General features: G+C 47.4%; 6 protein-coding genes. 3 read left to right on the top strand and 3 right to left on the bottom strand.

Annotated features, from left to right (window positions below):
* Window positions 1-1750, top strand: a 1750-nt coding sequence (locus QT984_RS28175) for a CHAT domain-containing protein (RefSeq protein WP_333375448.1), incomplete at its 5' end; no start/stop codon positions are given.
* A 392-nt stretch (window positions 1751-2142) separates the two neighbouring features.
* On the opposite strand, the gene QT984_RS28170 is transcribed toward QT984_RS28175, so the two are convergent.
* On the bottom strand, window positions 2143-2556 hold the full coding sequence (locus QT984_RS28170; RefSeq protein WP_333058311.1) for a hypothetical protein: 414 nt from the start codon (window positions 2554-2556) through the stop codon (window positions 2143-2145).
* 12 nt (window positions 2557-2568) lie between these two features.
* Here QT984_RS28170 and QT984_RS28165 point away from each other — a divergent pair, with 12 nt between their 5' ends.
* A complete protein-coding gene (locus QT984_RS28165) occupies window positions 2569-2772 on the top strand; it encodes a hypothetical protein (protein ID WP_333058312.1) in 204 nt (67 codons plus the stop codon).
* Between the two features lie 119 nt (window positions 2773-2891).
* On the opposite strand, the gene ligA is transcribed toward QT984_RS28165, so the two are convergent.
* On the bottom strand, window positions 2892-5090 hold the full coding sequence (ligA, locus tag QT984_RS28160) for an NAD-dependent DNA ligase LigA (protein ID WP_333375446.1): 2199 nt from the start codon (window positions 5088-5090) through the stop codon (window positions 2892-2894).
* A gap of 398 nt (window positions 5091-5488) precedes the next feature.
* On the bottom strand, window positions 5489-6469 hold the full coding sequence (locus tag QT984_RS28155; RefSeq protein ID WP_333058314.1) for an Npun_R2479 family HD domain-containing metalloprotein: 981 nt from the start codon (window positions 6467-6469) through the stop codon (window positions 5489-5491).
* Window positions 6470-6756: 287 nt separating this feature from the next.
* Here QT984_RS28155 and QT984_RS28150 point away from each other — a divergent pair, with 287 nt between their 5' ends.
* Window positions 6757-8502, top strand: coding sequence for an alpha/beta hydrolase (locus QT984_RS28150; protein WP_333058315.1), 1746 nt, complete (start codon window positions 6757-6759; stop codon window positions 8500-8502).
* Window positions 8503-8649 lie beyond the last annotated feature (147 nt).

Genomic DNA, 8649 nt, shown 5'->3' with positions numbered 1-8649 from the left:
CACTCCAACTCCCACTCCAAGTGTCACTCCGACTGCAATTGTCACTCCAACTCCCACTCCAAGTGTCACCCTAACTCCCACTCCAAGTGTCACCCTAACTCCCACTCCGAGTGTCACTCCCACTCCCACTCCAAGTGTCACCCTAACTCCCACTCCGAGTGTCACTCCCACTCCCACTCCAAGTGTCACCCTAACTGCCACTCCGAGTGTCACTCCCGCTTCGATCGATCCTACGGAAATACAAGTGCCCACACCTGTGACAGCGCCAAAATCGCCCACAGCCGCCGATACACCCACACCCGAACCGTCAACCTCCGATGAACAAGACTTTAAACGCCCCGAAAGTCGATCGCTAGAAAATCCGGGTGTTGCTGCTGCCGATCGTCGAGTTTTAACCATCGATCAAAGTATCATCAGTCAATTACCCGCTGGCATCGTAGCCTCTTCACTCGCATCCCAACAAGCACCAACAGTTAACCCTACTTCTAATTTAGTTCTGGGATATGTTCCGTCTCCCGATCGACTTTTTGAAGGTAACGACATACAGAAAACAGTCTGGGGAATCGAAGAAATGAGGAATCAAGAATTTGCAGAATACCTGGGGGTAGAAGCCAACATCCTAGAGGAAAAAACCTTGATTTCGACATCCCAACAAACTTTACAAAATATCGAACAGCAAACCGGCAAGCGGTCTGGTATTATCTACATGGTCTCGCGAGAAGATCAATTGGAACTAATTTTAGTTCCTCCCGCCGGGTGGCCGATTCACTACAGCGTCCCCGAAGCCAACAAAGCAGCTCTTTTCCCCACCGTCCAGGAGTTTCGCGCTGAAATCACCAATCCCGCAAAACGCGATACTAGCACTTATCTAGCCGCCGCTCAGCAACTATATAAATGGGCGATCGCACCCCTAGAAAAAGACCTACAAAACTTAGGAATTCAAACTTTATTACTGTCAGTCGATCCGGGATTGCGGAGCCTGCCCTTTGCCGCTTTGCACGACGGTAAAGGCTTCTTGATTGAAAAATACAGTTTCAGCCTAATTCCGAGTTTTAGTTCGACTAATACCGATTATAAAGCTGTTAGAGACGCCACAGTCCTAGCAATGGGAAGGTCAGAATTTGTTGACCAACAGCCCTTGCCCAGTGTGCCGATCGAATTGCAGGCGATTTCGGCTCAGTGGCAGGGCCCATCTTTCCTCAATTCTGCTTTCACTTTAGATAATCTCACGTCGGAACACGCCAAGGGAGGATTTCGGATCGTTCATCTAGCAACTCACGCTGAATTCAAACCGGGAAAAGCGAGCAATTCCTACATTCAAATGTGGAATTCCAAATTGCAGCTCGATCGCATAGAGAGTTTGAATTGGCGCAATCCGCAGGTAGACTTGTTAGTATTAAGTGCTTGTAGAACTGCTATGGGCGATCGGGAAGCAGAGTTAGGTTTTGGAGGTTTAGCAGTAAAATCCGGCGCCAAATCTGCTTTAGGGAGTTTGTGGTATGTTGACGATGGAGGCACCTTGGCGCTGATGAGCGAATTTTACCACCAGTTGCGAGGAACCACAACTAAGGCAGAAGCTTTGCAACTGGCTCAACAAGCAATAATGTCCGGTAAAGTGCGGCTGGAAAACGGACAGCTAGTAACAACAGGCGGCCAGTTAAATTTACCTGCTAATTTACAACAACCAAACCAAAATTTTTCTCATCCTTATTATTGGAGTAGTTTCACCATGATCGGAAGCCCTTGGTAAGCTGCCATCTTTATTTTTCAGTCTCCGCTTCTGAAGGACGAAAGTTTCTACTAGGGGCAATGCCCGCTTTGGGTGGTTGGGGCGGTTCGCCCCTGGCTGCCCCAATTTCAAGCGCCGATCCAGGGGGTTTGGAACTCTATTTCTGTTTCATCACCACCAAATTAATATCATCAAAACCTTCTGATCGCCAATATACTGCCACACATCATCTATCACAGATTACCTAATGGCAATAGCAGGTAAGTAGACTTACCTGCTAATTTACAACAAGAAAAACAATAGTTTTCCCCTCTTTATTGCTGGAGTATTTTCACGGTGGGAATTTTTTTATAATTCCCATGTTTTAGTAGCAAATCTGTTCCTTCAACAATCATCTCTAACCCGCAGATGCTCTATCTAGGGTTGGTTTGTCTCGGATTTGGTGCCGCAGTTCCGTAATTGACTCGACAGCCGATATTGAACAGACTCGAACTGCACTCAAGAGGGACAATCTGCTGATCGAGGAGGGCGCTGCAACTGACATACTCGTCATTATTAGTATCTCTTACCATACATTCGATCGGATTAGCACCCGATCGCGCCGACCAACTCTTCATACCTACGACTGCAATCATATGCTGCCAGTAGAAAGCAAATAGCAAAACTCCCAAAAGTACAGCAACGGCTAATCCTGCTTTCAACTTCCAACTATTTAGGACATTTCCCACACTGTTTTTCAAGTTTTCCACCCCAGAAATTGAGCTTTCGGTAGTTGTTTCTGGAGTTGGCAAGTTTGTTTGTGCTTGTTCTGCTGGAATTTCCGACATAATGTATCTCCTATGATTGCTGGGATTTGGCTAAGCTGGCAGTTGCCATCGCTATTGCAAACTTTATCAAATTTTAGCAAAACTCGCCTGTACCGACAACAGATTTGGGCCGCACCGCTGGGGAAGTATGTATATTCACCAAGGGCGATCGGGATTTCTCTGCCTTTTGAGGTATTGCCCAATTCGCGAGGGGCTATTTTGCATCTAGGGCAATAGAATTGTTGGGGATTTTCTTTGAAAACGGCCCAAGTGAATGAGCTTTTTTTACGAACCGCAGAGGGCGCAGAGGGCGCAGAGAAAGAGGAAAGAGAGATATATTGACTTTCACCAATCATTTATGGTTTGGATAGCAGTTCTAATAAGTCAGATTCCGAAAGTAGTTTGATTCCCAAAGATTGAGCTTTTTCCAACTTAGAACCCGCATCTTCTCCCACAACCACATAATCAGTTTTAGCACTCACAGAACTTGTGACTTTACCTCCTGCTTTTTGAATCAAATCTTTAGCTTCATCTCGTTTCAAAGTGGGCAAAGTTCCGGTCAGCACAAAAGTTTTGCCTGCAAGTTGTAAATTTGTGCTGGCTAAATTGGGATTTTTTACTTCTGACTGCAATTGTAAGCCTGCAGTTTTCAACCGTGCAATTAAACTTTGATTTGCCGGCACTCGAAACCACTGATAAACAGCTTGAGCAATTTCCGGGCCGATGCCGTAAACGCCCTCAATCGAGGCCGCCGATACTCCTGCTAACTCTTCTACATTTGCAAACCTTTCTGTCAGCAATTGAGCATTCACGCTGCCGACGTGGCGGATGCCCAAGCCGTAAAGTACGCGCGAATAAGGTTGATTTTTTGATTGGGCGATCGCACTTACCAACTTTTCTGCTAACTTCTTACCCATGCGTTCCAAACTCATCAATCTTTCCGCTGTCAAATCGTACAAATCCGCCGCAGAATGCACCAGATTGCTATCAACCATCTGCTGCACCAACTTTTCGCCAACACCGTTAATATCCAGAGCATCCCGGCTGCAAAAATGAATCAGCGAACCCCTCAAAATTGCCGGACAAGATGTATTGATGCAGCGAGTAACTGCCTCCCCCTTTTCCCGAACCACAGGCTGCGCGCATTCGGGACAGCAACTAGGCATTTGAAAAAGTTGAGCATTTTGGGGGCGAAGTTCCGGCAAAACTCGCACAACTTCTGGTATAATTTCCCCAGCTTTTCTGACAATTACAGTATCGCCAATATGGAGATTTAGGTCGGAAAGTCGATCGCTATTATGGAGAGAAGCCCGCGAAACCGTCGTCCCCGCCAACTGCACCGGTTTCAGTTCCGCTACAGGAGTCAGAGCCCCGGTTCTCCCTACTTGCACGGTGACAGCTTCTACTATTGTAGGCACTTCTGCCGCGGGATACTTCAGGGCGATCGCCCAACGCGGAAACCTCTGAGTAAAACCCAATTGTTTTTGCAGCAAAACCGAATTAATCTTAACAACAACCCCATCAGTCATGTAAGGCAAATTCCGCCGTTCAGTATCCCAATATTCGTAATACTCCCGAACCTCATCCAAAGAATAGCAAATTTTGCGATGGGGATTCACCTTAAACCCCATTCGTCGCAACAATTCCAACGAATCCCACTGCGTGTTACCCTCGTTATTCTGATCTAAATGCAGAGTATAAGCAAAGAAATCTAACCGTCGCTTATCCACAATTTTAGAATCCAACTGCCGCAGCGTACCCGCCGCAGCATTGCGAGGATTAGCAAACAATTGTTCCCCTGCTTTTTCCCGTTCCCGATTAATTTCCTCAAACACAGCTAAAGACAAAAAAGCTTCTCCCCGCACTTCCACAACAGGCGGCGGATTATCTAAATTGAGCTTTAAAGGAATCGAGCGAATAGTCTTGACATTTTGAGTGATTTCCTCTCCGGCAATGCCGTCTCCCCGCGTTGCACCGCGAACTAAAATTCCATTTTCATAGGTTAACGCTAAAGCAGAACCGTCAATTTTTAATTCGCAAACATAGGAAACCCCCCCCAACCCCCCCTTGCTAAGGGGGGGAGTAATTTCCCTGTTTTCCTGATTGCGAATGGAAGATGCTATTCCCTCTTGTCCCCCCCCTTGATAAGGGGGGGTTAGGGGGGGTACATTTCCCTCTTGTCCCCCCCCTTGATAGGGGGGGGTTAGGGGGGGTGCATTTCCTTCTTGAACGGGGGTTAGGGAAGGTGCTACCCTTTGCCAGCGTTCCTGCCATTTAGCAAATTCCTCAAAATTAAAAGCATTTTCCAAACTGTAGAGAGGAATATTGTGTTTGACGCTAAAAAATTGAGTAGCAGGCTGTTCTCCCACGCGCTGAGTCGGACTTTCCGCAGTAATTAATTCAGGATAATCTGATTCTAATTCTTGCAACTGGCGATAAAGTCGATCGTACACTTCATCTGGCATAATCGGCGCATCGAGAACATAATAAGCATAGCTAGCTTCCTGTAGCTGCTGCCTCAACTGTTGAATTTGCTGCTGAATCTCTGCTGCCATATCGATTTAAGGTTTTAGATTTTAGATGTTAAATTTTTGATTATAACTTTCCATTTTAGCTCAAAAAAAAGGATCGAGCAACCTCTCTGCTGCCAGACAGATTTTAGATTTGAGATGAGCAATGTCAATTTGAGCTAAAAACCAAGATATAGCAACTAGAAAATCAAAACTTATCCTAATTGTCACCCTGTCCAAAAACGGATATACTTTCCGACCAAAGTTGCCAGTCGGCCAAAACTTTCGACTCTTGTTCAACCTTCCAGATTCATCTATGAAGTAAATTTCAAATCCTTCGACTGATTGAACGCCGAACGTTGCGCCAAACCTGTCAGGCCACATTCTCAATTTTAAAATCCACTGATTCGCCTTTATAGCTGCCGAATTATGGGCGTAAATCATTACAAATTTAAGTCGGGAAACTCCGTAAATTTCTTGTTTTCCCCGGACATTGAAGGTTGAAGATTATCACCATCTTTTTCGATGTTCAAGTTGCTATTGGCGCGGTATTTGGTAAATTCTTGAGCGTTTGGCTTTGTGAAAGCGAGCGGTTCAGCGTGTTCTACCTGAAATACATTGGCGTAGAGGTTGGCAATAATTTGTTTGCCTCCTTGGGTTAATTCCAAGTAGTTCAAAGCTGCTGGAATGTAGGGAAAAACTCCATTCCAATAAAACTTGGCGTAATTTTGTCGCAAATCTCCCGGAGATTTGTAGCCCAAGATTTTATTAGTGCCGACTTCCTCAAATTCGTAGAACAAGGCACTTATTTTTCGCAGGTAATTTGGATCGCTCAACTGACCGATCAAATCGGCGGCCCTAGCGAGTCCAGAATAATTATTTCGGTCTTGATGAGTTTCGCTAGCAGGAACTGGGAAGCGCGTCAATTCAATATTGCGCTTGATTTGTTCGGCATCAATTAATGTGTGGCCGCCGAAGCGTTCGTCAATTACGAGTTTGCCTCGATCGACATGATAAGGAGTTAAACTGGCAGAAGTTGCCCCGATCGGCACAGAAACCATGCCCCCGTCAATACCCGTAGCATATAGTCCCACAGCTTCTTGGTCTTGGCGGCAAACACCTTTGACGTAGCCGATATCGTGACACAGCAGCGAGATTAGGTAGTGCAGCCAATCTTCCGGCGACACTCCGCCTTCGCGAATATGCTTGCCCCGGAGAATCTCTTGTCCCACCAAAGCCACGAGCATTGTGTGTTCCACATTGTGGTAGAGAGCATCGCAGTTAGCGATATTTTCCAGAGCCATAGTCCCTGCCCAGGCGATAATTTCAGGGTAGTCAGGCTTGTACTTGCCGTAGGTGCGACGGTAGCCGGCCTGCAACTCTTGCACAAAAGCGTCAATCAGGATAGCAGTTGCATTGAACATCATAAATTCTCTCACTCAGGCTGTAGTTACAAACTCGATCGAAAATATCTTGGCCTTGCTGAAAAAATAATTAATGGGCATTCCAGTAGGTTTGACCCCTCGGCGTTGAATTTTAAATTTCAGCTAGTCTTGTCAGGTCAGAAAATTGCTCTTTTGGCTATGCTTCCCAAGATAACCTAATTTCGGAAGCATCCGAAGCAACAGATCGATTTTTTGGTATTAAATGTTAGTGAAACAATTTACATCGTTTCACTGACTAATTATTAGAAGTCCTAGGTTTGAAACTTATGAACTGTCTGTTTCGGAGTCTCTCCACTGCTGCCCTGGGTACTCGGCGCTCGATCGCCCAAAAATACCTAGGATTGTGTGCATTCACTGCTGTTTGCACCGCCGCACCGGCAATGGGTGCCGAGCGAATTTACGTAACTTACGGGCCACTAGAAGAATCAGTTCCCATTGAATCCCTGGCACTTTTCGCCAAAGAAGGCAAAATAGACTCAAACTTGGACGGCTTCGCTCAGTACGTCAAAGCATCTCAGCTAGCTGAGATTCGCAGCGCCCTGCAAGCGAAGGCTGAAATCAGCCACGTGACGATCGCCCAATTTCTCTACACGCCTCAAGGAGAAGTGCTGCTGAAACGCTTGGGCCGAGTAATTCAAACCAAAGCTCGGCAGCCCGGATTTTATGCCATCCGAGCCGCCCTGATTTTAGCAGCCTCAGATCCAGAAGGCCTGACAATTCTCAACGTGCTGCGGAAATTCCCCACCTATGGCATCAGGATTGACATCGCCCGCGCCTTGGGTATCGCCAACGAGCTGACATCGCTGATCAACCGTTCCAATCAGACGATCGCCGGAGTCGCCCAGTTGTCGGAAGCACAAGCAGCCTTAGAACCCACCATACCGCCCGCCCAAATGCAGCAGCCCCAGCTACCTGGCCCCTATACTTGGAAAAAATCATCGGTAACTCTGACGAGTCCAAATCGCAATCGCACATTTGATATGGACATTTACCTACCACAGGGCAGCCCCCAACCGGCCCCAGTAGTAGTAATTTCCCACGGTTTAGGTTCCGATCGCATTTCCTTTCAATATTTAGCCAAACACCTAGCCTCCTACGGCTTTGCCGTCGCTGTCCCCGAACACCCCGGCAGCAACGCCCAACAAATCCAAGACTTAGTAACAGGCAGAGCCAATCAAGTAGCAGAACCAGCAGAATTTGTCAACCGCCCCCTCGACATCAAAGACCTGCTCGATTATTTAACCAAACTTTCTACAACCGATCCGGCCTACCAAGGGCAGTTCGACTTGCAGCGAGTCGGCGTCATCGGCCAGTCTTTCGGTGGCTATACGGCTTTAGCATTAGCCGGGGCAGGGATTAATTTTGCACAGCTAGACAAAGATTGCGGACTCGAGAACGATAGTTGGAACCTCTCCCTACTGTTGCAGTGCCGCGCCCGCGGCCTAGAGCGCAACCAGTACAATTTCGGCGACCCGCGCATCAAAGCTGCGATCGCCGTTAACCCGATCGCCAGCAGCATTCTCGGAGAAACAAACCTCAGCAAAATCCAAATCCCCGTCATGCTAATCGCAGGCAGCGCCGATACAGTCGCCCCCGCTTTGCTCGAACAAATTCAACCGTTCACATGGCTGACATCGCCCAACAAATATCTCGTACTGATGAACAACGGGACTCACTTCTCAACGATCGAGGAATCCCCTCAAAGCCTCTTTCTGCCACCACCACAGGCGATCGGGCCCGAACCAGCTTTAGCCCGCCGCTACCTCAGCGGACTCAGCCTAGCGTTCATGGAAAGCTATTTGAACAATAAATCCAATTTCCGCCCGTATTTGGAGCCATCCTACGCTTTAAGCATCTCCAGAGACACTCTCGGACTGAGAATTTTGCGATCGCTCACCCCCCAGCAACTCCTGCAGTTCAGGATTTCTCCACCTCCTCGCATCCCTGCCTCTCCACCTGCGATCGCTCCTGTTCCTTTACCTTCTCCACCTCCCATAGATCCTGTTCGTTAGGGTTGAGGTGCGCCGCGCGTGAACGCTGTCATCTCTTTTCGTGCGGGGGCGATGGGCCATCTCTTTCCTCTCATCAGCTTTCCTAATCACACTCATCAGTTTAACTGTCGTCAAACCCCTTTACAAACCTTAACGATAGGCGTAATA

This window comes from Microcoleus sp. Z1_B2 (genome assembly GCF_036700325.1).
GTDB lineage: Bacteria > Cyanobacteriota > Cyanobacteriia > Cyanobacteriales > Microcoleaceae > Microcoleus.
Note: the sequence above shows the minus strand (reverse complement) of the source record. Positions and strands in the feature narration are given on the sequence as shown.

Excerpts from the sequence above, each read along its gene's own strand:
- QT984_RS28150 (WP_333058315.1), top strand. The coding sequence starts at position 6,757 with ATGAACTGTCTGTTTCGGAGTCTCTCCACTGCTGCCCTGGGTACTCGG.
- ligA (WP_333375446.1), bottom strand. The coding sequence starts at position 5,090 with ATGGCAGCAGAGATTCAGCAGCAAATTCAACAGTTGAGGCAGCAGCTA.
- QT984_RS28155 (WP_333058314.1), bottom strand. The coding sequence starts at position 6,469 with ATGTTCAATGCAACTGCTATCCTGATTGACGCTTTTGTGCAAGAGTTG.
- QT984_RS28165 (WP_333058312.1), top strand. The coding sequence starts at position 2,569 with ATGATTGCTGGGATTTGGCTAAGCTGGCAGTTGCCATCGCTATTGCAA.
- QT984_RS28170 (WP_333058311.1), bottom strand. The coding sequence starts at position 2,556 with ATGTCGGAAATTCCAGCAGAACAAGCACAAACAAACTTGCCAACTCCA.